This window comes from Teredinibacter purpureus, assembly GCF_014217335.1.
GTDB lineage: Bacteria > Pseudomonadota > Gammaproteobacteria > Pseudomonadales > Cellvibrionaceae > Teredinibacter > Teredinibacter purpureus.
Genome location: NZ_CP060092.1, coordinates 3069406 through 3094145, shown reverse-complemented (window position 1 = coordinate 3094145; position 24740 = coordinate 3069406). Strand labels below are relative to the sequence as shown.

General features: G+C 45.9%; 19 protein-coding genes. 2 read left to right on the top strand and 17 right to left on the bottom strand.

Annotated elements, in window-relative coordinates; all coding sequences use genetic code 11:
• Positions 1 to 33: 33 nt before the first annotated feature.
• The 9 genes from H5647_RS13615 to H5647_RS13575 all read right to left on the bottom strand — a co-directional run bounded on the left by H5647_RS13615 (position 34) and on the right by H5647_RS13575 (position 11425).
• Entirely contained in the window at positions 34 to 1260 is a 1227-nt protein-coding gene (locus tag H5647_RS13615; protein WP_045859309.1) for an MFS transporter, read from the bottom strand.
• 109 nt (positions 1261 to 1369) lie between these two features.
• On the bottom strand, positions 1370 to 2662 hold the full coding sequence (locus H5647_RS13610) for an ammonium transporter (RefSeq protein ID WP_045859307.1): 1293 nt from the start codon (positions 2660 to 2662) through the stop codon (positions 1370 to 1372).
• 254 nt (positions 2663 to 2916) lie between these two features.
• Entirely contained in the window at positions 2917 to 5010 is a 2094-nt protein-coding gene (locus H5647_RS13605; protein WP_082087058.1) for a transglutaminase family protein, read from the bottom strand.
• Between the two features lie 8 nt (positions 5011 to 5018).
• Complete coding sequence (locus H5647_RS13600; RefSeq protein ID WP_082087184.1) at positions 5019 to 6026, bottom strand: DUF58 domain-containing protein; 1008 nt, start codon at positions 6024 to 6026, stop codon at positions 5019 to 5021.
• 10 nt (positions 6027 to 6036) lie between these two features.
• A complete protein-coding gene (locus H5647_RS13595; protein ID WP_045859305.1) occupies positions 6037 to 6975 on the bottom strand; it encodes an AAA family ATPase in 939 nt (312 codons plus the stop codon).
• Positions 6976 to 7037: 62 nt separating this feature from the next.
• Positions 7038 to 8027 carry a VanZ family protein gene (locus H5647_RS13590; RefSeq protein WP_045859304.1) on the bottom strand — a complete coding sequence of 330 codons (990 nt, stop codon included), beginning with the start codon at positions 8025 to 8027 and terminating at the stop codon, positions 7038 to 7040.
• Between the two features lie 15 nt (positions 8028 to 8042).
• Entirely contained in the window at positions 8043 to 9248 is a 1206-nt protein-coding gene (locus H5647_RS13585) for an O-succinylhomoserine sulfhydrylase (protein ID WP_045859302.1), read from the bottom strand.
• A gap of 129 nt (positions 9249 to 9377) precedes the next feature.
• Positions 9378 to 10892: an amidophosphoribosyltransferase gene (gene purF, locus H5647_RS13580; protein WP_045859300.1), complete on the bottom strand. Its 1515-nt coding sequence runs from the start codon at positions 10890 to 10892 to the stop codon at positions 9378 to 9380.
• A 32-nt stretch (positions 10893 to 10924) separates the two neighbouring features.
• Positions 10925 to 11425, bottom strand: a complete 501-nt coding sequence (locus H5647_RS13575) for a CvpA family protein (protein ID WP_045861385.1) — start codon at positions 11423 to 11425, stop codon at positions 10925 to 10927.
• A 228-nt stretch (positions 11426 to 11653) separates the two neighbouring features.
• Here H5647_RS13575 and H5647_RS13570 point away from each other — a divergent pair, with 228 nt between their 5' ends.
• Entirely contained in the window at positions 11654 to 13309 is a 1656-nt protein-coding gene (locus tag H5647_RS13570) for a response regulator (RefSeq protein WP_045859299.1), read from the top strand.
• Positions 13310 to 13386: 77 nt separating this feature from the next.
• Positions 13387 to 14391 carry a TSUP family transporter gene (locus H5647_RS13565; RefSeq protein ID WP_045859297.1) on the top strand — a complete coding sequence of 335 codons (1005 nt, stop codon included), beginning with the start codon at positions 13387 to 13389 and terminating at the stop codon, positions 14389 to 14391.
• Positions 14392 to 14415: 24 nt separating this feature from the next.
• Here H5647_RS13565 and H5647_RS13560 read toward each other — a convergent pair whose 3' ends face one another.
• From H5647_RS13560 to H5647_RS13525, 8 genes are all read right to left on the bottom strand, one after another.
• The gene (locus H5647_RS13560; protein ID WP_045859295.1) at positions 14416 to 14934 is read right to left on the bottom strand and encodes an SPOR domain-containing protein; all 519 of its coding nucleotides are present in this window, start codon (positions 14932 to 14934) and stop codon (positions 14416 to 14418) included.
• On the bottom strand, positions 14934 to 16262 hold the full coding sequence (locus H5647_RS13555) for a bifunctional folylpolyglutamate synthase/dihydrofolate synthase (protein ID WP_236074891.1): 1329 nt from the start codon (positions 16260 to 16262) through the stop codon (positions 14934 to 14936). The genes H5647_RS13560 and H5647_RS13555 overlap by 1 nt, the downstream gene beginning before the upstream one ends.
• A 46-nt stretch (positions 16263 to 16308) precedes the next feature.
• Positions 16309 to 17172 (bottom strand): acetyl-CoA carboxylase, carboxyltransferase subunit beta, encoded by an 864-nt coding sequence (gene accD / locus H5647_RS13550; protein WP_045859291.1) that lies wholly within the window; start codon positions 17170 to 17172, stop codon positions 16309 to 16311.
• Between the two features lie 19 nt (positions 17173 to 17191).
• Complete coding sequence (trpA, locus tag H5647_RS13545; protein ID WP_045859289.1) at positions 17192 to 18001, bottom strand: tryptophan synthase subunit alpha; 810 nt, start codon at positions 17999 to 18001, stop codon at positions 17192 to 17194.
• Between the two features lie 15 nt (positions 18002 to 18016).
• On the bottom strand, positions 18017 to 19249 hold the full coding sequence (gene trpB, locus H5647_RS13540; protein WP_408034002.1) for a tryptophan synthase subunit beta: 1233 nt from the start codon (positions 19247 to 19249) through the stop codon (positions 18017 to 18019).
• Positions 19242 to 19868, bottom strand: a complete 627-nt coding sequence (locus tag H5647_RS13535; RefSeq protein ID WP_045859288.1) for a phosphoribosylanthranilate isomerase — start codon at positions 19866 to 19868, stop codon at positions 19242 to 19244. Before H5647_RS13535 ends, trpB begins: the two co-directional genes overlap by 8 nt.
• A gap of 131 nt (positions 19869 to 19999) precedes the next feature.
• Positions 20000 to 20875, bottom strand: a complete 876-nt coding sequence (truA, locus tag H5647_RS13530) for a tRNA pseudouridine(38-40) synthase TruA (protein ID WP_082087057.1) — start codon at positions 20873 to 20875, stop codon at positions 20000 to 20002.
• An 88-nt stretch (positions 20876 to 20963) separates the two neighbouring features.
• Positions 20964 to 24728 carry a FimV/HubP family polar landmark protein gene (locus tag H5647_RS13525; RefSeq protein WP_045859285.1) on the bottom strand — a complete coding sequence of 1255 codons (3765 nt, stop codon included), beginning with the start codon at positions 24726 to 24728 and terminating at the stop codon, positions 20964 to 20966.
• Positions 24729 to 24740: the final 12 nt, after the last annotated feature.

Genomic DNA, 24740 nt, shown 5'->3' with positions numbered 1-24740 from the left:
AAAGCCAATGGATTTCGATCAAAAAATGGCGTGTTATTGTTGCTGAACAGCCCACAAATCTCGTGTAAAAAGGAAGAGAACAAACAACGCAATACTTGCGCCGCTAAGAACAGAAAATATCTCGCTAAAAGAATAAAAAGCGGAAAAATACCCCGCTACCAAAGCCCCTAAAGGAGCCATACCAAATAACATTAATTGATATATCGACATCAGACGCCCCTTCAGCTCTGGCTTTGCCAGCGATTGAAGTACCATTCGGCAATGAGAAGCCGAATAGCCCGCAATCCATCCCCAAAAAACAACCATGATATACAGGCCCGTAATTGTTGGTTGATAAGACAATGCATAACCAACAATTGCAGTGTAAAGCAGACTAAATAAAGCGCCTTGCGCGGGATACTCTATGCGAGGCTTAAACATTATCAATATATGCGCCGACAGCATTCCAAGCACAAAACACAGTTGTAAAAAACCGTATTCCAAGGTGTTAAAACCGTAGATATCACGTGCGAACAAAGGCATGACAACAATATAAAGCCCTAAATGCATAAAGCCATTAAAGCCCACGAGCCCAACGAGCTGAACCAGTCGTTTATCCGAGCTGACCGCTCGAATACCCTCAAGAATTTGCAATCTAAATAGCGTAACTGGGCCCGCAACCTTGCTCACACCCGCAGCGCTCATTGCGGTATGGCCGAGCGAGCGTAGCTGTAATGCTGACAAACCGCTGACCACGGCCTGTATCACGATAACAAACACTAAACCCGCCTGATCCGATAATGCCGCAACAACAACCCCAACAGCTTGAAGTGTAAACTGGACGATACTCGCGCGAGTAATTTTCACCTGCACCGAATGCTGGCTCAAATCACCCACAATTTTTTCGCGTGCGGGCTGAATAAACGCATTCGCGGAACCAACGGCAATGGCATAAATAGCCAAAGTCAAAAAGGTAAGCGAATTTGTAGCAATAAGGGCCGCCAAAGCCAAAAAACACACCGTCAAACCTAACTGCGCCATCAACAATATTCGGTACACATTGCATTTATCCGCAAGGGCCCCTGCAACCAACATAAGCAACAAATTTGGAATTAGCCCTGCGGCTTGAATCCAGCCCAAACTTGATGAACTTAAACCAAGTAAACTAACCGATAACCACGCCAATAAAACCTGATGAACGCCAAGACTAAAGGCAGAGGCGCCGTGTGCGATTAAAAACTTTCTTACCGAGTTTGGTAGAGTGCTATAGGTGTGAATCATAAAGATCAAACATCCACTGTGGGTAGTCAAACAGAGAGAATGTAGCGTAAAACAAAAGAGCCACCTATAAAGGTGGCTCTTTAAAACAACAGCTTATTCAACGAATTTTTTAGTACTTATAACCACTTTCTTCGTGTAGCACTATATCTAGGCCTTGCGTTTCTTCGTCGGTATCAACTCGAATACCGCCAGTCAACAAGCCCGTCAATTTCACTAATAGATAAGTGACAACGGCTGTATACAACGCTGTTACTACAACACCTATCGCTTGAGCTCCTAGCTGCTCCCCAATAGATTCTATACCTTCGGCAAAACCAAAACCGGAGAACACACCCAGTTGCGTTGATGAAAATACACCTACAGCCAAAGTACCTAAAATGCCACCCACACCGTGGACAGGGAACACATCTAGAGAATCGTCTATGACCAGCTTACGCTTGATAAATTGCGTGGCATAAAAACAAACAACACCCGCCGTAAGACCAATAACTAAAGCGCCCATCGGGCCAACAAAACCCGAAGCGGGTGTGATCGTACCTAAGCCTGCAACCATACCCGTCACAATGCCTAATACACTTGGCTTGCCAAACTTTGACCACTCCATGGACATCCAAGCCAACGCACCAGCCGCCGCCGATATGTGCGTAACCAGCATTGCCATTGCGGCATCACCATTAGCCGCGAGCGCACTACCAGCATTAAAGCCGAACCATCCTACCCATAACATTCCCGCGCCAGTAACGGTCATAGTCATATTGTGCGGTGGCATAGCCGTTTCAGGAAAACCTTTTCGATTGCCTATCATTAGTGCAACAACCAACGCGGCAACCCCAGCGGTAATATGTACAACCGTACCACCGGCGAAGTCCAATACGCCCATTTGAGCTAGCCAACCGCCGCCCCAAACCCAATGACACACAGGAACGTAAACCGCCAAGATCCAGAATAAACTGAAAATTAACACCGATGAAAATTTCATACGCTCAGCGAAAGCACCGACTATGAGCGCTGGCGTAATAATCACAAAAGTCATTTGAAACATAGCGAACAGCGGCTCAGGGATATCGCCACTCATAGAATCTTTGCCCACTACAGCAAAAAAGGCTTTGCTCATATCACCAATAATGAGATTGCCTTCACCAAACGCGAGGGAATAACCAACAAACAGCCAAACCAATGACGCTACACACGCGATCGCAAAGCATTGCATTAATACAGACAGAATATTTTTTGTTCTTACCAAGCCGCCGTAGAACAACGCAAGACCCGGTAATGTCATAAACAACACTAAAGCTGTGGACGTTAGAATCCAGGCTGTATTGCCCGAATTCAATTCATCGGCAGTAGCCACTGCCGGAAGCACCAGACCAAGCAAGCAGAGTGCGCGAAGACAAGTTTTCATTGTTTGCTCCTACGTTCAAATTTTTTATCGCGAGACATCCACCAATTACTCGGTAACTCGTCCCTTATGGATATTGAAAAGATATAACATCTCAACGGATGAGATTATGTGTCTAGAATAACGCAGCCAAATAATCCCTAACTTTTATATGGACTTCAATAACCGCGTTTTCACAGGGCGCAAACGATACCACAGACGCCCTCAATTGTAACATTTGGCATCTAAAAGCGTTGTTTTGGAGCAACACTGACCCGTTAACGTATTTTCTGAGATTCAAGACGTAATTGCGCAATAAGCGCTTTTCTATCCGTCCCTATAGGTTGGTAAACAATAGAACAGTATAGGCTCACAACCTTATTCACGACGGGTGCTAAAGCAGGCTTCTCTTTCGCCACCTTTTGGGCAAACGCCACGGGTGTTTCTTGAGGGGAACGCCTAATACCGTGCCTCTCTAAACGTCGCAGCGCAGCCAGTAATAGGCGTAATTCTGGCGCCTGCTGTGGGCGCTTAAAGCGTAAGAAGCTCCAAATATAATAGAGCGACAACATGCCCCCAATTCCACCAACAAAAAAAAGGGCAACCCGCCAAGGGTCCGTTCCCCCCAGTAAACGCTGGAGAATACCGCCCTGTGTATCGCCATCATAGCCAAGTACATTTGTTTGCCAAAGGTAATCAAATTCTTCCCATCTATTCCGTACATCCGCCAGCCAAGACAAGGCTCTTATACGAAGAAAAGCCCCTCCCACTAAAGATGATTCTGTACTGTCTACAGCCTCATGTAAGGCGCGCTCGATTCTCAGCGGGGAAACAGCTGCTGTTGGATCGATTCGTGTCCAGCCAGAGCCCTCCAGCCAGACTTCCGCCCACGCATGGGCATCCGATTGTCGAACCACTATGTATCGATCCTCTTCTCTGTAATGACCGCCCTGATACCCCAATACTACACGCGCAGGAATGCCTGCTGCGCGGGCAAGAAAGACAAAACTGGAAGAAAAATGTTCGCAAAACCCTCGCTGGGTTTGAAACATAAAATCATCTACAGAGTTTTCACCCAGCATGGGTGGCCGCAACGTATAGGTAAAGCGTTGGCTATAGAGGTCGTTTATGCGCTCAATAACGTCAGTAGCGGCAAGGCCGTCTTCAACCCACTCCTGAGCCATCGCACGCGCCTGTACGTTGCCCTTTTCAGGCAGAGCCAAATTGCGTTTACGTACACGCTCATCAAGTGCGCTAGGTGTAAGCTTGTAATCAAGGGTCGAAACCACTTCGTAATACGTGCGTCCAGTAATTGGCAGTGCACTTAACAGTAATACTTGCTCGTTAAACAATGTTTGTACGCTAGGCGAATACGCCTCTAATGGCGCCATTAAGGTGAACATCCATTGGTAATGATGGGGTTCTAGCAGTACGGAGTAATTAAATGTTGTTCCACTGTCAGAGGGCGTAATCAAACCCCATTTACTGTGTGCTTTCTCTGCTGGCTGACTACCTGATTCACGCCCCATCCACCCCGTACTAACCCGCTGCCACTTACGCCCATCAAATTGTTCAAGCACCAACCCTCGCCAATAACGTTGATGAGGTTCCGGAATGGGGCCATTTTTAAACGTTGCCCGAAAAACAATTTCATCAGACTCAATTAAATCGCTAATATCCCCGGGTGACATTGAATCACTAAACCCCGTTTTGCTCGACTCACTCATTGAGGGCACAGCCCAAAGCTGCCCCAGCCGTGGCATAACCAAGAACAGAATCAACATAACAGGCAAAGCCTGCAGTAGAACAGAAAAGCCCGACCACAGGCGTTCGCGAACGTTAACCTTGCGGTGCTGAAACACCGACCGTAAGGCCGCCAACAAAACGCCACAGGTAAATAAGCTATATGCACTCCCCCAAATAGTGGGTGACAATAACAAGTGTGCTGCTATGGTTACGAAGCCAATATACAACACAATAAGCACATCAATTCTATTGCGCATTTCGATAAGTTTGAGCACAAACGATAACAATAAAAAACTAATCATCACCTCTACGCCCATGCGTCCACCAAAGCTTAAATATAAAGCTGTAGCTCCCGAAATGCCGAACAGTAATTTTATAAACGTACTAGGAAAAGGCCAAACACCTCGAAAAGTTTGAATACGAGTAAAAACAGCCGAGGCCCATATTATTGACAGCCATAATGGTAGATGTAAAAAAAGCGGTAGAATGGCAAAACCTTGCGCGAAAACCACCCATGCCAACGTTTCTCGACTAACAAAACTGGAGGTAAAACGATCGGTCGCCTGCGCGCCCCTCCCAACGCGAAGGGTCAGCTTTTGAAAAATTTTGAATTGATTTAAGACCATAGTGATTACTAGGCCTCGTAACGCGCAAGCGTCTCAAGCACTTTACGTCGATGATTCTCACCTCGGTCTGGCGAGATAATATCTGCGGGCAAAACAATACCGTATTCTTCATCGTCAAGGCTAAACTGCAATGCCCAGTAGCACATCGCCGAAAGTTTTAACTCGACGTCTTGCGGTGCAATATCGCTAAATATTATCCAGCGTTCTTGAGAGACATTCTGGCTAAATTCTTTAGAATAAAGCCCTTTTTCTTGCGCGTACGCCCGCCACGCTATATGTTTTAAAGAATCACCTGGGCGATACTCACGAATACCACTAAAATCTTCGCCACCTTTTATGGGGTGTAATCCATTACCTTCTGCATCCGCTTTGCAAGAACTCGGCAATGGTACTTCTATAGGAGCGGGATAGATTAATGCCGTGATATCCCAACTGAGCCACGACCAACACTTTACAATGCCAAGCGGAAAATAACTCTGCAACCGCATGCGCCCCGGTTGCTGCCAGCCTCGTTTAAGCGATTTCTGTGGAATACGGATTTTTATCGATTCGTAAGGGTGCACATCAATATTGGCAACGAGATGCCCTCCCGTTTGCCAACCAATCTCAACACTTTCCATATATCGCCTTGAATGATTGGTCAGTGTAAATACAAATTCAACATCCTCACCGGCAAATGCTGACGATGTTCCGGCATATTCAATGGATAACGATGATAGATTTTGGTGAGTATTAAGAATAGTAACCACGAAAACACTAATCATTAAAAAGGAAAGTGCCAGTACTAAATTATTCTGGTAATTCGTGCCTAGCAACCACAAAACGATAATGACGATAATAAACGCAGCGCCGCGCTTTGACGGAAGAATATACAGTTTTTTTCGATCAATACGGTGATAATTAGCAGGCGGCACGTGGCGATCTACATAACGGAAAAAGTGGCGTTCGATAGTACGCAGAATAAACCCGTGTTTTCGAACCTCCTGATCAGAAACCGGACTTGCTTCGTCACTCATGGCCGCGCCTTTAGTTTGTGGTGAGAACATCCACACTCGACAGGAGGTGATCCACGAGTGATCGCGATTGGTCCGGTCTACCACCGGCCGCATGCGTATGCACACCCCGTACGCGGTGCCCTACAACAGAAGGTAAAACGGCTTGTAGATCATCGGGCAACAAATGCTCACGCCCCTCCAATAATGCCCAAGCTTTTGCCGCTCTCAGCCACGCCATCGCACCACGAGGCGATAAACCATAACTAAAACTTTCATCGTAACGGGTAAAATCAACGAGGCGTTGCAAGTAATCTAGCAATTGATCTGTTGCGTGTACCTCGTCTACCAATGCTTGGATTTGCGTCAGATTATCCAAATTTATCACTGGATCTAGCGTCTGTAAAACCTTCCTCGGGTCGACCCCTTTAAATAATTTTTTCTCGCTTTCTCGATTTGGGTAGCCAAGGGAAATACGCATGAGAAACCTATCTAATTGCGATTCCGGCAACGGGTAAGTACCGGCTTGACTTAAAGGATTTTGAGTAGCGATGACAAAAAAGGGCTCCGGTAAAGCTCGGGTTTCTCCCTCGACGGTTACCTGCTGTTCTTCCATCGCCTCTAAGAGTGCACTTTGTGTTTTGGGTGTTGTTCTATTGATTTCATCGGCCAGCAATACTTGCGTAAAAACAGGCCCCTCAAGGAAGTGAAACTCTGAGGTGTCCCGATGAAAAATAGCGGCGCCCAGTATATCTGCCGGTAGTAGATCGCTCGTAAATTGTACGCGTTTATAATCCAATCCCAATACCCTAGCCAAACACTGTGCTAACGTTGTTTTCCCCATGCCGGGCAAATCTTCAATCAATAAATGCCCTCTTGCAAACAAGCAGGTAACGGCTAATTTAACTTGCGTTTCTTTGCCAAGAAGGACCTGTCCTACGGTATCAACAACCTTATCTATTAAAGGGTTCATGGGGTGTTTGCCTACGGTTTGCGAATGAGCGATGCAATGCGCCTAATTCAGGCTTGATTAGATCAACGATACAAACGTACGTTGTCAAAATATAAAATTAATTCAGTTTCTAATTGATAAGAATAGAACATTACCGTCTCGATGCGCTGCATGTTCATCTCTCTATCTTTCGGTGCGAGCTTTACTTTTACTAAAGGTATTTCGATATGATGTGCCCCTGGCGCTAACATTATTGTGCGATTGAAACGGTCGTTATGTTTGTTTTTGTGCGCTTCATCGTGAATACGCATCACCAACATGACATCGGAAGGTTGCGGGTTATACACATCAAAGGAAAAGCTTTCGTAACCACTCCAGTCGCGGCGCACTTCTCTTAGCGTCATACCTGGCCATGGAGCGGGCTTCATCATAAGCCGCGCCGCAACAGACGTATTGTTATGCCACCCTACCGGTGCGGGCACAAATTCGAGTACGCCATTGTAGGCTGCATAAGCGTAGATATTGAGCCAATCATTATCAAAATCGGCTATAACAGGAAACGCTTTTTCACGGTAGTACTCACCCAGCCGCCACTTAGTGGCCTCGGCCAAGCTAAGAGACATAAGTACTCCGCTAGCGATTAGAAAGGGCAGTTTTTTCCATCCTGCAAGAAGAGCCACAAAATAAAGCGATACTCCCGACAATGTACCCGCTAGATCTAGCCAAAAATCACTCCAGCTCGCTTCACGCCCAACCTGACTTTGAATAAGTTCAACGCCGCCGCCAAAAATCAGACACGAGGCTATTGTGAACCCTACTACGAAACGTTTACGCTGATTAAAGACGTAATAATGGAAAATAAAACTAACTGAAAGCGATAAACCCAAAAACAGTAATGCATGGCCTGCATTTTGTAACGCAGACCAAAACAAATTTGTGCCAGGTAATTTATAGAAAAAAAGCAACCAACTATTAAGCCCAACCACCAGTACTAGTAGTATTGTGCCAATACAAAGCTTGCGTGGATTTGCGGTTAACACAGACGAAAAACGGCCTAATAATGTTCGAATCATCTAAATATTTAGGCCCTATAGTGCACTCAAACCTCGATCGAGATCTTTCTTTAGATCGTCTATCGATTCTAAACCCACCGCAACACGAATTAAGTTTTCACTAATACCTGCGGAGACTTTGTCAGCATCAGAAAGCCGACTATGTGTTGTGGTTGCAGGGTGTACGATGGTTGTTTTAGCGTCGCCCAAATTGGCAGTGAGGGACATAATACGCGTAGCATCAATAACCCGCCACGCCTCTTCACGCCCGCCCTTTACTTTAAAGGAGAGAACACCACCAAACGCTCTTTGTTGTTTTTTCGCCAGCGCATGGCTGGGATGGCTTGGTAAACCACCATAAAATACAGTGTCTACACCTGGATGCGCGTCTAACCAAATAGCCAGAGTCAATGCGCTGGCAGAATGTGCCTCCATGCGTAAGCGTAGAGTTTCTAAACCTTTCAAAAATACCCAAGCATTAAAGGGGCTCATTGTTGGACCGCAGGTACGAAGGAACCCAAGAACTTCATCCATGTGTTCTTTGCGGCCAACAACGGCGCCACCCATGCATCGTCCCTGACCATCTAAATACTTTGTCGCCGAGTGAATAACGATATCGGCCCCCAAGGCTATGGGCTGTTGTAATGCGGGAGTACAAAAACAGTTGTCAACAATAAGCAAGCAATTACGGCTTTTCGCCAATACGGACAAGGCACCGATATCGGCAACATCACCAAGAGGGTTCGACGGCGTTTCGGCAAACAACAACCGTGTGTTCGGCGTAATAGCCGATTGCCATTCATCCAAATCGGTTAACGTCACGAGTTCAACATTGACACCAAATTTTTGTAAATATTTCGTAAATAGAACGGTAGTTGTACCAAAAACACTGCGCGAACAAACAATATGATCGCCCGACGATAGGAGTGCCATGCAGGTGCTTAAAATAGCCGCCATTCCTGATGCCGTTGCTACACCCGCCTCGGCACCTTCGAGCGCCGCTATTCGTTGTTCAAATGTGCGTACGGTTGGGTTAGTGTAGCGAGAATAAACATTCCCTGGCTGTTCACCAGAGAAACGGGCTGCAGCTTGTTCTGCCGAGTCGAATACATAACTGGAGGTTAAAAATATCGGGTCTCCATGCTCGCCTTCAGCCGTGCGAACTTGACCGGCTCTCACAGCCAGGGTATCAAGCTCTGCACCCACTAGAAAATCCAATTCGGAGGCTGGCGTGTCAGTCATAATAAAATCTCAACGGTAATAGTCTGATCCAATTGTAACAAGTTAAGCTGTTGCATCAGGTCGCTATAGTTAGGCAATTTACGGGCTAACTTGAACAGTGACGAAAAAGTGGCCTATACACAGGCGATGCTAATCATCGTTATGCATACCGACCATGGCATTATCCCCTCGGGAAACACGGCCAGATTTTATTTTATCGTTTCGCGCTTGCTCTAGTTTATTAAGGTATTCTTCATTTACATCGCCGGTGACATAGTGGCCATTAAATACGGCGCAATCAAATTCAGGGATTTCTGAATTACCTTCCCTTGAGGCGGCGATTAAATCTTCAATATCTTGATAAATTAGCCAGTCTGCGCCGATTTCTTCACAGACTTCACTCTCAGTACGGCCGTGAGCAATCAACTCATTTGCCGTCGGCATATCAATGCCATAAACATTCGGATACATTACTGCCGGCGCTGCCGACGCGAAATACACTTTTGCCGCACCCGCATCACGTGCCATCTGAATGATTTGCTGGCATGTCGTGCCCCGAACGATCGAATCGTCGACCAGCATTACATTTTTATCGCGAAACTCTAAGTCGATAACATTCAATTTTTGACGAACAGATTTACGCCGCATTTGCTGGCCAGGCATAATGAAAGTTCGTCCGATATAACGATTTTTTACTAAACCTTCTCTAAATTTCACACCCAACGTCTGGGCCATGGCTTGTCCAGCAACACGACTGCTGTCGGGTATAGGAATGACCACATCAATATCGTGATTAGGACGTTCACGTAGAATTTTATCGGCTAACTTTTCGCCTTGCCGCAATCGTGCTTTGTAGACCGATACACCATCCATTATGGAATCTGGACGGGCGAAATACACATGTTCGAAAATACAGGGGCTATAGCCAGGGTTTTTAACACATTGGTGAGTAAACAACTCGCCGTCAGTGGTGATGTAGATACATTCGCCTGGAGCAACATCACGCACTAACGTATAACCCAGTACATCAAGCGCCACACTTTCCGACGCTATCATATATGCCCGACCCGCATCAGTATCGCGATAACCGTATACCAGAGGACGAATACCATTGGGGTCTCGAAAAGCAAGTACACCGTAATTTGCGATCATTCCCACGACCGCATAACCACCCTGCACGCGTTTATGTACGCCTTCAACTGCGCGAAAAACATCCTCTGCACCCGGTTTCATCTTTCCCTGCAACTGCAATTCGTGTGCAAAGACGTTCAACAGAACTTCTGAATCAGAGTCTGTATTCACATGACGCAAATCAGCTTTAAACAGGTTTTCACGTAACTCCTCCGTATTGGTTAAATTACCATTGTGAGCTAACGCAATGCCGTATGGCGAATTGACGTAAAACGGCTGTGCCAATGCAGGGCCGGAACTTCCGGCGGTGGGATAACGGACATGGCCAATTCCCATATTTCCGATTAAGCGTTGCATATGGCGCGTACGAAATACGTCTTTTACTAGACCTACCGCCTTTTGCTGCGCAAACTTACCTTGATTACAGGTCATTATGCCTGCTGCGTCTTGCCCCCGATGTTGAAGCATGGTGAGTGCATCGTATAAACCAAGGTTTACATCACTCTTGCCAACAATCCCCACTATACCGCACATAAATCTGTCTCAATAAATAACACTATGTCAAATTAGCCGTTCAGCAAGCCGCCCACTGCGGACGTAAATTCTTGCGCTACTGTACGGCACCAATCATCAAACTCCATTAAATGCGGAATCAATATTGACTCGCTCCACCATACATCCTTGTCGATGGGGATTATTCCGGGTATCAATAATAAGATGGCCATGACAACGATAAAACCGCGAACCATGCCAAAAATCATACCGAAAAGCCTATCCGTACCTGATAGGCCGGTCATTCGAACCAGCTCGCCAATCAAATAGTTCACCATTGCACCGACTATGAGTGTAGCTGCAAACAGCACCCCGAACGCGGCCATATCGCGTACAGAAGGCGTTTCAATTTGATTGACAAGAAGAGAAGACAACTGATCACCAAAAGTCATGGCGACGACAAAGGCTAGCACCCAGTTAGCCATTGACAAGGCCTCTTTAACGAAGCCTCTCTTTAAGCTGATAAGGCTGGAAACCGCCATTATTGCAACAATTGCCCAGTCGGCCCAGTTCATCGGCGCTTTAATCCAGTTGTTTTGAAGAGAAGGCGCAATTCTATCAGAGCCGGTCATCATTCCGAAACATTAGAAGGAATAACTCTTAAGCTTTTTATGCCGCTAGAGGGTGTGCAACCGTTATTGCGCTACACTTGCTATGAATACAACCTCAATTTAACCGCACGGTGGTGAAATTAATCATCAGCCCCACCGCCATTTAAAACCGACCAAAATACCCGCAACCCCATGAAACAAATCGACATTATTAAAACCTATAGCCAAAAGCGATGCTTGGTGGTCGATGATGTCCCCGATATTCGAGCCAGCTTAAAACGGATACTAGTTGATTTTGGATCGAGCAATATTGATACCGCTGGTAATGCAGAAGAAGCGATCGACCTCTGTCAGAAACATCAATACGATATTGTTCTTTCTGATTACAATTTAGGCACGGGCAAAAACGGACAGCAACTTCTCGAAGAATTGCGATTCCACGGCTTATTAAGGAATACAGCCCTTTACATAATGATTACAGCAGAAAGTGCTAGCCACTACGTGCTGCATGCACTGGAGTACCAGCCAGACGACTATTTAGGCAAGCCAATAAACCGAGATGGGCTTCGCCCACGCTTAGACCAAGCCCTGCTAAAAAACGAAGCACTTCTCAACGCAAAGAAGGCGCTTGATGCAAAAAACACAAAAGCGGCAATCGCCGCCTGCAAAAAATTACTCGCTCAACAAAATCGTTACGCAAACGACGCTAAAAAAATGCTGGGAGAGCTTTTCTTGCAGCAGCGCGAATATCAAAATGCGTTAGATCTACACTCAGAACCTCTAGATGGACGACACCCCATATGGATGACAACTGGCGCCGCTCGAGCCCATATAGGCTTAAAGCAATTAGACATCGCAGAAAGCTTGCTAAATCAATTAATTCTAGACAACCCTCGATGCGTTGAAGCTCACGATTTACTGGCAAAAGTATACGAATACCAAAACAACCCTGCTCAAGCACAACAAGCATTGCATAACGCTGTCAGTATCTCACCCAGATCGACTAATCGGCAGCGAGAGATGGGCCGAATTAGCAGAGAAGCCGGCGATGAAATGGCTTCTGTTCACGCCTATAGAACGGCACTAAAGCAAAGCCGAAACTCCTGCCACGAACAAGCCGAAGATTACCTGCATCTTGCGCAAGGGCTAACTAACCTGAGCAGAGAGAACCTAACCGATATGGAAGAACTCGCCTCCGAAGCGATGGAAACACTTAAAGCCGTCGATAAGCGTTTTAGCACACAGCCTATTGTAAAAATGAGACGGAAATTGGTTGAAGCCGATTTGCATCACGTGCAAAAAAATGACGCTATGGCAGAGAACGCCAAAAACGAAGCCCTGCAGGCATACACTGAAATGCGCTTTAGTGCTGTCCAAAACACCTCAGCCGAACTGTGTATCGAGTGCGCAAGAGCCTTCATGGAGATTGGTGAGTACGACAAAGGAGAGCAACTATTACAAGAAGTCGCACGCATTAACAATGATCCAGAGATTGCGATAAGGCTCGACAAATTGCTACGCGAACCTTTAACGCGAGAAGGGGTTCAACTCGCAGCCAAGCTTAACCGCGACGGTATTCAATGCTACCAGGAAAAACAATACGACAAAGCCATTGCCGCCTTTAACAATGTACTACACGAGCTTCCCAATCATATTGGCTTAAACCTGAATATGGTCCAAACCATCATTAGCAAACATAAAAGCAGCCCGCTGAACGAGGCCGATATAGAACTTATCAGCCATAGTTTCCAACGTATTGGTAAAATTGATACTAACTCGGGCTACGCCGATCGTTATACCTACTTGACCAAGCAATTCAAGAAAATAAAGGTAGGCGTAAATCACTAAAACTACACCTTAATTGGAGCTATATTGCTTAATGGCATTTCAGGTATGATAGCGCGTCATTATGAGCTGTCTAACCTATGTTTAACGCCCTCCCTCTTTCTAATAGCAAGTTTGTCGTTGCCGCACTATTTATTGTAGCCTTAGCAGTGTTTTTTAGCGTCTTTGGGGAGCAATATCATCATGCTTGGGTTGCGCCAGACAATTTAATTGCGCCCATAATGTCCCTTGGTTCATTTGTGGCAGGCTCTACTTTTCTTGGAGGGGGCGCCGTTGCATTTCCCGGGTTAACAAAAGTGTTAGGCGCAAGCGCAGACACCGCCAAAACATTTTCTCTGGCCATCCAAAGCATTGGCATGACCTCAGCAAGCCTTTATATCCTAATACGTGTTCGCAACTTACCCATTGCTTTTTTTAGCTTTTTTATACCTAGCACAGTACTCGGGCTATTATTGTCGCTGGGTTTTTTAGATACACTGATAGTAGGCAATGATCTGCGTATTGGGTTCACCTTATTTTTATTCGTATTTATGCTGGTGTACCTGTGGGCCTTTTCAAACAAAAAGGACCATTACACCGATCTCGGTGTGCTCAGTCTAATCGATAAGAATTTAATAGTTAAAGCGGGTTTTTTAGGCGGGATTCTATCGGGTTTACTCGGTTCTGGTGCAGACTTAGTCGCTTTTTGCTTACTTGCATTTTATTTTCGTTTAGAACTGAAACTTGCGACGCAAATATCAGTGGTAATTATGGCCATCACATCAGTATTTGGCACACTTTTCCAGTGGCTTGTATTCAATGATATAACACCTCAAATAAAACAGTTGTGGCTACTTGCCGCACCGGTTGTCATGATTGGCGCACCATTAGGGGCTATGTTTTGTCGCCGCGTAACCAATCGTTTTTTGATCGTCTTTATTGGTGTTATCGTTAGTATTGAGGTGGTATCGACGGTAATACTCATACCGTTTGAATTCCAAAGAAGCGGCTACTATATTTCACTCGTGGTACTTTCTATATCACTCTTAGTTCTACTACATAAAATCAGTAAACGTAAAAAACACACCGATCAACACTTATGCTAATACGCTGTTACACTCAGTAGAAAACTAAGGTTCAAACCGCAACAATATAGAATCAACACCTAAACGAGAATTCAATTGTTTTTGTATTTCCACTACTTTTTGCTTATCTAGGTTTGGCCCTACAAACAACCGCGTCATTTTTCCTTGCTCTGTTTGCACAGAACGCACATAAGCAGAATACCCTAACTCAATCAGCTCATCGCGCTTAACCGTTGCATGCTCAGAAAAACGATAACTGGCCAGCTGAAGCAGCCAACCGTTCGGCGTTCCTTTATCATCCAGTACTTTTGTTTCAATAGTGTCAGGCTGAATACTTCGATCATTGGGTATGTAGGCTGTCGGTGGAGGGCTGAGTTTCTCGATAGCAATGGGCTGAATCGGAGCAGGAATAGAAATAGGCTCGATATGAGGCGCGGGGGGAATTTGAGTCTTACGATTAAGTACCTCAATTCGTTCTCGATCAAATACCACAGGAATAAACACTACACCAATAGCCACGAGCACAAAGGCCCCCACTATTCGCTGCTTGAGTCCGTCGTCCACTATTTGCCTCTTTCAATAAATGCCAAAGCATTGGCTACCGTAAAAAATGACCCAAACACTAATAGTTCGCCTGCTTTTTCATTTTCATCGGCCATTTCGATCGCTGCACAGACACACGAAGAAAGTGTAATACTTTCCCGTGAAACACCCAACTGTAACAGTATTGCCTGAATCTGTTCTGGCTCAGCAGCTCTTGGATTATCCGGTAACGCGGCGATATACCACCGCTCGATACTCTCTATTAACGGCCGAAAAGCACCTTCAATATCTTTATCATCCATTATAGACACAACCGCGTCCAACCGTTCTCTGCCAAAATATTGGTTTAAGCGAGCCGATAGTAGGGTCGTTGCGGCTGGGTTATGAGCAACATCAAGAATCAACCCTTTACCCGCCGCCCGCGCGTGACGACTAAAACGCCCGGTCAGCGTGAGACCAGAAAGACATTGCCCAGCACTATCCGTTAATGGGTAACCCAGCAGCCCTACCACTTGGCATGCGGCCGCCATACTTGGAAGTGGTAAAAGCGGCTCTTCGACAGTTATAGGCTCACTGTTACCACTCACATACAACTCGATAGAAGTATGGTGGTTTTTCGAAACCCTGAAATGATCACCCAATTGGAACAGACGCACGTTGTAATGCTTAGCTCGATCAAGCAAGGAGCGTGGAGCGTCTAGCTCCGAACAAACAAACGGAATCCCCTCTCGTAATATTCCCGCTTTTTCTAACGCAATCGCCTCTCTGGTATTCCCCAACCATTTTTCATGATCTAAGGCAATTGATGTCACGACTGCAATATCCGGCGTTAGAATATTAACCGCATCTAAACGCCCACCAAGCCCGACTTCTAGCAGCCAATAATCCAGGTTAGATTCCCAGAAGATTAATATCGCCGCTAGAGCGCCAAATTCAAAATAGGTCAAACTTGTATCTTGCCTAGCTTTATCTATCGCAGAAAACGCTGAACATATTACGTCATCGGCTACGGCTACGCCGTTCACCTTTATTCTTTCATTGTAATAAAGAAAATGCGGAGAACAAAAACTACCAACGGTTTTATTTTCTGCACGAAGTAACGACTCCATGGCAAAAACGCAGGACCCTTTGCCGTTAGTACCCGCAACCGTGACTATTTTTAGCCCGTTGCCCGTACGCGGCCCCTCTCCCACTAACGAAGCAAAACCGAGCCGCTTGGCTACGTCAGAGATTCGAACCAATCCTAAATCAATTTCCGAGGGATGCAAAGACTCCATCCACGCTAGCCAATCCGCTAGGGTTGAATAACGTGGTACAGAATCTGGATTATGCTGAGATTGTGAATTCACACAGAATCACATTGTTACGGTCAATTGGACAAGATCTCGGCCCACGTTAACACGCTGACTGATGTGTCAATTTAGCCAGAATGGAGCCTAAGCGATCGCGCATTTGATTACGATGTAAAATCATATCTATCGCGCCGTGCTCTAACAAAAATTCGCTCCGCTGAAAACCTTTCGGTAATTTCTGACGAATAGTTTGCTCGATAATAGCAGGGCCTGCAAAGCCCGCTCTCGCTCCGGGCTCAGCTGCATTTATGTCTCCTAACAACGCTAAGCTAGCCGATACCCCACCATAAACCGGATCGGTCATAACTGAAATAAAGGGAATACCCTCCATCTTTAACTTCTCGATCACAGCGCTGGTTTTTGCCATTTGCATAAGAGAAATTAAGGCTTCCTGCATGCGTGCACCACCCGTTGCAGAAAAACAAATGTAAGGAATACGCTCTTCTAATGCAACCTGCGCAGCCCGAGTGAATTTTTCACCAACAGCATAGCCCATAGAACCGCCATGAAACGCGAATTCAAAAGCGCTAGCAACCACTGGCATAGACGTTAACGTGCCCTTCATCGCCACGAGCGCATCTTTTTCACCCGTATTCTTCTGAGCCGTCGTCAAACGATCACGGTATTTTTTAACATCTTTAAACTTTAACCTATCGACAGGTAACACCTCTGTCGCGAGTTCCTCCCTACCCTCTTCATCTAAAAAAATATCCAACCGACGACGTGCACCTATGCGCATGTGATGATCACATTTAGGACATACGTCTAGGTTTTTTTCCAGTTCGGGACGGTACAAAACAGCGGAACATTTTGTACACTTTTTCCACAACCCTTCTGGTACTTTACTAGCACTACGCGAAGCAGAAGAACGAACACTTGACGATACAATTTTTTCTAGCCAACTCATAACTCAAAATTCTCAAAGGTTATAGCTCGTCCAATCCTTGACGAATGGGTTGAACAATTGCTGAAAGAGTATCGCATATCTCACTGACACTCTGTTGTGAGGCTCCTCCCATAGCCTCTACATAAACGCTGCCTACAACAACGCCATCTGCAACTGCACCAATAGCTTTGGCCGTTATTTTATCTTTTATCCCAAACCCCACTAACACGGGCAACTTAGTATGGGTTCGTATCAATTGCAATTTATCTTCAACTGACTGAATGTCTAAATGGCCTGCACCAGTTACGCCTTTTAATGACACGTAATAAATAAAACCACCGGCAAGACTCGTAATTTGCTGAACACGTTTTTCGGTAGTAGTAGGGGCAATGAGGAATATATTCTCCATACCCACAGATTTGAGCTCTTCAGTGAATGGGCCCGCCTCTTCTGGAGGCAAGTCAACCGTCAATACGCCATCAACTCCGGCTTCAGATGCGGTTTTTGCTAACACGCTATAACCCATGCGCTCGATTGGATTGGCGTAACCCATAAGCACAACCGGTGTATCACTGTTTGTGCTACGAAATTCTCTCACTAACTTGATGGCGCTGGTAAGGCTAGCGCCATTGGCCAGTGCTCGCTCATGCCCTTTCTGTATCACCGGCCCCTCAGCCATAGGGTCGGAAAAAGGCACACCCAACTCGATAATATCGGTACCACTTTTAACTAGAGCATGCATAGCGGGTAACGTTGCATCAGCAACAGGGTCACCGTGAACGATATAACTAACCAGCGCTTTTTTCCCTTCTGCTTTACAGGCAGACAGGCGTACTGTAATTCTATTCACTAAGGCTCCTCGCTCTTATAATGTAATGCCGTCGATTTCCGCAACGGTGAGAATATCTTTATCGCCTCGCCCCGAAAGATTAACAATAATCATTTCGTCTTTATCCATTTTCTTCGCGAGTTTTTCTGCATATGCAACGGCATGACTTGACTCCAACGCGGGCATTATACCTTCTACTTTCGTTAATCGGCGGAAAGCATTCATCGCCTCATCATCATTGATAGCCACGTAGTCAACGCGGCCAATATCCTTCAACCACGAATGTTCAGGCCCTACACCAGGGTAATCCAACCCTGCTGAAACCGAATGGGTTTCAATAATCTGACCGTTTTCATCTTCCATTAGATACGTGCGATTACCGTGTAAAATGCCAGGGATACCATCGTTTAATGGAGCGGCATGCTTACCTGTTTCAACCCCTAAACCACCAGCTTCTACGCCGTACATTTTGACGCTTTCATCTTCAAGAAAAGGGTGGAACAAGCCAATTGCATTTGATCCTCCACCCACGCAAGCCACCAAGGCATCGGGTAGTTTGCCCGTTTGCGTCAAACTTTGCTGCCGTGCTTCACGACCGATCACACACTGAAAATCACGAACTAATTGTGGGTAAGGATGAGGCCCGGCGACTGTTCCAATAATATAAAACGTATCGTCGACATTGGTAACCCAATCTCGCATCGCCTCATTCATAGCATCTTTGAGTGTCTTAGACCCTGACGTGACAGGAACCACTTCCGCACCTAATAATTTCATGCGGTAGACATTCAGCGCCTGGCGCTGGACATCTTCCGCGCCCATATACACTACGCATTTCAAGCCCAAGCGAGCAGCTACCGTTGCGGTCGCCACACCGTGCTGTCCCGCACCGGTTTCCGCAATTACGCGAGTTTTACCGGTATATTTAGCTAACAAAGCTTGACCGATTGTATTATTAACCTTGTGCGCGCCCGTGTGATTCAAATCTTCGCGCTTAAGGTAGATCTTCGCGCCACCGACCGCTTTCGTTAATTGCTCTGCAAAATACAACGGTGACGGGCGACCAACATAGTGCGCTAGATCGTAGTCAAATTCCTGCTGGAACTCTGGAGTATCTTTTACGCGTTTATAGAGTGAATCCAAGTCATCCAACGCATGCATCAGTGTTTCTGATACAAATTTGCCGCCAAATATGCCGAAATGTCCGTTGTCGTCTGGGACTGCTGAATAATCAATTTTTGCGCTATCACTATCCACTTTACTACTCACTTAATCGCTCCACCTTCGCATTATCTACAAACGCTTTAATTTTGTTTTTATCTTTTACGCCGGGTGACAACTCAACCCCGCCACTTACGTCTACACCATAAACACCTACGGACAACACCGCCTTTGCAATATTGTTTGGCGTTAAGCCACCAGCCAAAACTATTGGTGCTAAAGGTTTCTCAGGTACTCGCGCCCAATCAAAGGTTTCCCCTGTACCGCCGGGCACCCCTTTCTTATAAGCATCTAACAATATACCGGTTGCGCACGGGTATTGTGCCACCTGGGCATTAACATCTACGCCCTCTTTCATACGCAGCGCTTTCATATATGGACGATTAAATTGCTTACAAAACTCAGCTTCTTCATCACCATGGAATTGTAAAATATGTAGAGGTACGTTTTTAAGTATGCGTTGAACAAATGCAACTGTAGGATTCACAAACAATGCAACAACCGTCACGAAAGGACCAACTGACAACGCTATTTCTTGTGCAACGTCTAAATCGGCAATATTACGAGGGCTGGGTTCATAGAAGACTAAGCCGATGGCATCTACACCGGCTTCTACCGCTACACGCGCATCGCTTACGTTCGTAATACCACACACTTTTATACGCACACTGATTCCTCGTTCCTCTGTGTAAGTCTCTCCAGAGAATTCAAATACCTAAAAAACGCGAAATGGTACCAGAAAACCAAGCACTTTGGAGAGAATTGATAAATCTGGTTTGCTGTTAACGACGAATAAGTTCAGCGTTCTAGCTTGGGAGCCAGAAATGAAGGCCCTATTTCACTATTAGGCAACCCAAAATTTACAGGATAATCAACGGTCACTAGGTAGAGGCCGTGTGGTGGCGCTGTAGCCGCAGATAAAGTGCGATCACGCCCTTTTAGCAGGGTCGCCAACCAATCGACAGGCCGCCTCCCACGCCCTATATCCAGCACAGCACCGACTATATTGCGAACCATATGATGTAAAAAGGCGTTTGCTGTTATATCCAAAACAATAAACTGGCCGACTTCGTACAGCCCTATACGCTGCATCTCTCGTATAGGGCTTCGCGCTTGACACTGAGAAGCACGAAACGCGCTAAAATCGTGAACACCCAATAACGCAGTAACGCAACTTTGCATTGCAGGCAAATCGAGCGCATCCCCAGTCCAAGTCACTTGAGTGCCCATAACAGCCGATCGCACCGGCGCGGCATGAATAACATAGCGGTAACGACGTGCCTGTGCACTAAACCGAGCATGAAAACTCGAATCTACCGCTTGAGCCCAATGAATACGAATGCCGCTTGGCAAACGCGCATTTGCGCCCTGAACCCACGCCTTCGAGGGCCTAATTGCCAGTGTATCGAAATGGACAACTTGACCACTTGCATGAACACCAGCATCCGTTCTTCCTGCACACACAAGCGTAACAGGCTCATCGGCAACATAACTTAACGCTGATTCAATATGGTGTTGCACTGTGTTCTGCGTGCTCGTTTGCTTTTGAAAGCCGTTCAAGCCAGAACCTGAATACTCAATGCCGAGCGCTATACGCGACATTCCGTCTGGAAACAGCATTCCCGTTTTAATTTCAACATTACGTATATATGTATTGCGCGGTTCGTAAGACATGAGACTAATAGCTGACTGCAGTATAACGGGTGAATAAAAAAGCCCTGCATTGGCAGGGCTTTATAGCTAACGGGCTAATCGTAACGCGCTAGACGCGCGATAACAGATTCTCAGCTTCTTGTTTCTGCTGAGCGTTACCCTCTTTCAATATTTCATCGAGAATATCCCGAGCACCATCTGCATCGCCCATATCAATATAGGCACGAGCCAAATCTAGCTTAGTTGCTGTCTCGTCACTATCACTCAAAAAGCCCAAGTCATCATCGTCATCGTCAGACTCCGGATTAATTTCGGGTATATCGAAGTCTAAACCCGCATCAGGAATATCGGCGATAGCTTGATCAAATAACGTATCTTCGCCACCAGTATAATCTTCCTCTTCGACCAATTCTTCTTCCAGTGTTTCGGCACCAACATCGTGAGCACTGTCACTATCATCAACACCAGACACTAATAGGTCCAACGGTTCATCACCATTAATATCTTCGTCAAAATCAGCTTCGAGCTCAATTTCAAAATCACCAAAATCTGTTACTGGCTCTTCCATTACCGTTGGCTGAGCAAGCTTTTCTCCGGCAACAGGCTCATCCATATCATCCGCTGCCGTCAATTCTAAGCTATCAATATCAGCTTCTTCGACACCAAGCCCCGACGTTAGCTCATCTAGCTCTTGGTCAAGTGCAGATAGATCTAAACTACTCGTTAACGATAAGTCCTCTGAAGAGTTACTGCCCTCAGCTACCAGCTCAACATCCGAGGCCACTCCATCAGTATCATCTAAGCCCTCTTCAAGCACATCTAAAAAATCATCTTCAAGAGTAAGCTCGTCAGCTTCGTCATTTGCAGACAAGCTTTCAATTTCTGCATCAAGAGCGTCTAGACTTAAATCACTATCAATATCAGCAGACAAATCGTCATTAAGTGCTTCGTTTGGCAATTCTTCTACAGGCTCACCGTCGAATTCTGACTCTAGCGAAACATCATCTAGACCATCCTCTAAATCAAAACCAGTAACCACAGATAAATCTTCAGGCTCATCCGTAGACAACCCATCAAGATCAAGATCACCTAAATCAAAGTCGTCAAACTCATCGCCAGACTCTAATGTTAGCTCTGACGTATTTTCCTCCAAAGAGGCCTCCTCAAAAGCGGCTGAATCTTCAGGTAGATCTGCCTCCAAGGCTTCCTCAAAGCTGAGTAATTCATCTGCACCCGATTCATCTAGTTCGAATTCAGATAGAACTTCGATTTCGGATAAAGATTCGAGATCAGATAGAGATTCGAGCTCATCTACCACAAGCGGATCGGCACTAGAAACGTCTGACACTGAATCATCAATCGCCATGATGTCTTCAGAAGCAGATTCGAGATCGAACTCTAAGTCAAATTCGTCAATAGAGAGGTCGTCTGCATCATTAACTTCAGTAGAATCGATATCGAGATCCAAGCTCAACTCATCCTCGACCAAATCGTCAGAGAGATCGAATTCCAGATCAGATTCGACTTCAATGCTGTCGTCGCCTGACGCCTCAATTTCAAAGTCAATATCACCATCGATTTCACTTAAATCCAACTCTAGCGCTAAGCCGTCGTCAAGTGGGTCAACGGCGTCATCACTAAGAGCCTCCAACCCAAACTCGTCTTGATCTAAAGAATTCTCCCCGCCAAGATCCAATTCAAAATCAAGACTTTCTTCGAGTGCATCGGCCTCACTAACAATTTCTGAACCGGTATTATCACCGGTACTTTCAAATTCAAGCGTCAATTCACCAAAATCGTTAGAAACCTCTTCTTCAGGTATTTCGGCCTGATCATTTGAGTCAACATCAACATCCACCAGAGCACTTGCTGATACATCAGCATCATATAAACTCGACTCGAAAGGCGCCGCTCCGCCAATAGATTCGCGTAACTGCTCTCCTCTTTGCTTAGCCGAATCATCGTTCGAGAAAAGTAATTGGGCATAATGTGGATCAAATTTTTCAGGGTCTTGTTGCTGAGAGTACACTTCTAGCAATTTCACACGAACATCAGTATTTGAAGCATCACGATCCAAAGCCTTAAGCAACATTTCTTCGGCTTGATCCAGTTTGCCGTAAGCGATGTATATATCCGCTTCTGCAACAACATCTTCAGTTTGCGCTTCAGCAGTATCATCCGCTTCAGTAGGCTCTATTTCTACCTCAGGCTCATCCTCATCAAACTCAGATAGATTTACATCATCGATATCGGAGGGCTCTGTAAATTCTTCGTCCTCAATACCTACGTCATCGAACGGTGTATGCGCTTGTCCAATAAAGTCTTCTGAGTCGTCTATCAATTCTTCGTTAGACTGTCTATGACGAACAAACAAGAACGCAGCTAATAAAATGGCCGCCAATCCAGCGCCAATAAAAATAATGTTATCAAGTAAATGATCAACAAACGTCTTTTCCACCGGCCTAGACGCTACTACAACCTTTTTAGGCGTGGGTATAGCCGTTGGCTCCAGCGTAGGCTCTTCGTTCAAAGCTTCCTCACTCAGAACATCTTCAGTAACTTCTGCCACATCAGGCTCACCGCTTTCCGCCTGGATTACGTCTTCCGGTAGGGTGGGTTCTATTCCTGCGTTAGGCGCGGTGTCAGGCTGCTGCGACTGCCTGTTTTGCTGAGCAGAAAGCTCCAATGCGCGCATATCTTCATTGCTGATCTCAATCATGCGCTCCATTGTTTTGATCTGATCTTGGAGTGCATCAATGCGTGATTTTAAATCGATATTTTCACGAGAGCTTTTATCAAGCTGCTCTAACGTAATTGCTAGCTCATTCTCCAACGCTTCAGCGCTACTAGACCCAGAACCCGCTCCACGACCAGCAACACTACTGTCTATATCTTCAGGAGACGTCAACTTTACACGCCCTTCTCGATTCACCGAGCGCGCATCAGTGGCGCCAATGGTGCGGCTACCCTCAAGCTGTGCACCCGATGCAGGACCAAAGCCTCCATTAGGGTCTCCACTCCAGCTATTGTTTTGAACCGCAACTTCGCTAATAGCCTCGCGCTTTGAATATTCTATTATTTGCGCTTGGTCAGGAACCCGTAAAATCTGCCCCTTTCGTAACAAGTTAATATTGTTATTAATAAATGCATTTGGATTCAACCGCTGTATGGCCAGCATAGTTTGCTGAATTGAAACACTGCGATCTGGGCGAACTTCCTTGGCAATATCCCACAAAGTATCATTTGGCTTAACAGGCCCGTAAACATCGTCACGATTGGCTGCGCCACCCTGAAGGATTGAGGAATGGACTTGCTGCTGAACAGCTAAGGGGCGTTCAGGTGCATCAGAAAATGCTGAACGAGGGTTGAAGTTAGACGGCTGCGTCGCGGCTGGGTTTGTGTCGGATGCGGATGATGTCTGTCTTTGTCGCGGTTGAGATTCAGCGGCAACAACTGACTGCGCAGGCCTATCGTCAAAAACAGGTAAATCCATCAGCAAAGTATACTCGCGCAGTAGACGGCCACTTGGCCACTGAGCTTGCATTACAAAATTGATAAAAGGTTCACGTACTGGCTTTTGAGATGTCACCAATATGACAGGGCCATCTGACCCGTTGAGTTCAACCTGAAATTTTAAGTTCGTTAAAAAATAAGGACGGTCGACCTTCACTCTCTCGAAGTCTTTCGCCGAAGCAAGGCCGACGAGTATCTCTTGCTCTGTGAGATCACGTACCTGTAGCAACTTAATTTCGGCCTTGAGTGGCTGATTCAGTGCAGACGTTGTTGTGATTTCACCCAACCCCAACGCAGAAACAACTTGCGGTAATGCGACTGCAGAAACAGCCAAAAGCATAACCAGTATTCTATGACCCATAGGAGAACCCTT

Coding starts and splice junctions, on each gene's coding strand:
- H5647_RS13615 (WP_045859309.1), bottom strand. CDS start 1,260: ATGATTCACACCTATAGCACTCTACCAAACTCGGTAAGAAAGTTTTTA.
- H5647_RS13610 (WP_045859307.1), bottom strand. CDS start 2,662: ATGAAAACTTGTCTTCGCGCACTCTGCTTGCTTGGTCTGGTGCTTCCG.
- H5647_RS13605 (WP_082087058.1), bottom strand. CDS start 5,010: ATGGTCTTAAATCAATTCAAAATTTTTCAAAAGCTGACCCTTCGCGTT.
- H5647_RS13600 (WP_082087184.1), bottom strand. CDS start 6,026: ATGAGTGACGAAGCAAGTCCGGTTTCTGATCAGGAGGTTCGAAAACAC.
- H5647_RS13595 (WP_045859305.1), bottom strand. CDS start 6,975: ATGAACCCTTTAATAGATAAGGTTGTTGATACCGTAGGACAGGTCCTT.
- H5647_RS13590 (WP_045859304.1), bottom strand. CDS start 8,027: ATGATTCGAACATTATTAGGCCGTTTTTCGTCTGTGTTAACCGCAAAT.
- H5647_RS13585 (WP_045859302.1), bottom strand. CDS start 9,248: ATGACTGACACGCCAGCCTCCGAATTGGATTTTCTAGTGGGTGCAGAG.
- purF (WP_045859300.1), bottom strand. CDS start 10,892: ATGTGCGGTATAGTGGGGATTGTTGGCAAGAGTGATGTAAACCTTGGT.
- H5647_RS13575 (WP_045861385.1), bottom strand. CDS start 11,425: ATGAACTGGGCCGACTGGGCAATTGTTGCAATAATGGCGGTTTCCAGC.
- H5647_RS13570 (WP_045859299.1), top strand. CDS start 11,654: ATGAAACAAATCGACATTATTAAAACCTATAGCCAAAAGCGATGCTTG.
- H5647_RS13565 (WP_045859297.1), top strand. CDS start 13,387: ATGTTTAACGCCCTCCCTCTTTCTAATAGCAAGTTTGTCGTTGCCGCA.
- accD (WP_045859291.1), bottom strand. CDS start 17,172: ATGAGTTGGCTAGAAAAAATTGTATCGTCAAGTGTTCGTTCTTCTGCT.
- truA (WP_082087057.1), bottom strand. CDS start 20,875: ATGTCTTACGAACCGCGCAATACATATATACGTAATGTTGAAATTAAA.
- H5647_RS13525 (WP_045859285.1), bottom strand. CDS start 24,728: ATGGGTCATAGAATACTGGTTATGCTTTTGGCTGTTTCTGCAGTCGCA.